This is a genomic window from Mesorhizobium sp. M7A.F.Ca.ET.027.03.2.1, assembly GCF_003999175.1.
GTDB lineage: Bacteria > Pseudomonadota > Alphaproteobacteria > Rhizobiales > Rhizobiaceae > Mesorhizobium.
In genome coordinates this window covers 1-908 of sequence record NZ_RZOM01001577.1, presented here as the reverse complement: position 1 = coordinate 908, position 908 = coordinate 1, and the positions used below count along the sequence as shown (strand labels likewise).

General features: G+C 60.6%; 2 pseudogenes. Both read left to right on the top strand.

The window, feature by feature from the left end:
* Window positions 1-198 (top strand): annotated as a pseudogene (locus EN750_RS36545) (Na+/H+ antiporter); the annotation flags it as partial.
* Window positions 199-377: 179 nt separating this feature from the next.
* Window positions 378-908 (top strand): annotated as a pseudogene (glyA, locus tag EN750_RS36540) (serine hydroxymethyltransferase); the annotation flags it as partial.

Sequence of the window (908 nt, the reverse complement as noted above, 5' to 3'; positions counted from 1 at the left end):
GCCGATGAGGCCCGCGCCGAGGCGCGCGAAGCCGGAAGGCTGGAGCTCGAATTGAGATTTGCGGGCATCGAAGCCGAGCGCGAGGCCGTGCGCGCCATGTTTCGCAGCGGCGAGATCAACGACCATACGTCGCAAGCGCTGTTTACCGAGATCACGCTCACCGAGGCCTTGCTGAAAGGCCGGAAGGCTCGGAAATAACGACCCGCGGGCCAGGCTGGCGCAATCCGGCCAGCAAATTTCGCGCCGCAAACGTGGCGGGGCGAAAACAACTGTGTTAATGGCGCGGCAAATGCATGTCGCCCAAAAGTGTGCAGCGGTTTTGGGACAACGACATGCATAAATCAAAAATTGCCCCCGAACCTCGAGGATTTCAGGCCATGGCAACAGCAGCGGCAGTGTCGAACAAATTCGAATCCTTCTTCGAAACCACGCTGGCCGATGCCGATCCGGAGATTTTCGGCGCCATCCGCAACGAACTCGGTCGCCAGCGCCACGAGATCGAGCTGATCGCCTCGGAAAACATTGTTTCCCGCGCCGTGCTTGAAGCGCAGGGCTCGATCATGACCAACAAGTACGCCGAGGGCTATCCGGGTAAACGCTACTATGGCGGCTGCCAGTTCGTCGACGTGGCCGAGGAACTGGCCATCGAGCGCGCCAAGAAGCTGTTCGGCTGCAACTTCGCCAACGTCCAGCCGAATTCCGGCAGCCAGATGAACCAGGCCGTGTTCCTGGCGCTTTTGCAGCCGGGCGACACGTTCATGGGCCTCGACCTCAATTCCGGCGGCCATCTGACCCACGGTTCGCCGGTCAACATGAGCGGCAAATGGTTCAAGGTCGTGTCCTATGGCGTGCGCCAGGACGACCATCTGCTCGACATGGACTCCATCGAGAAGACCGCGCATGAGACC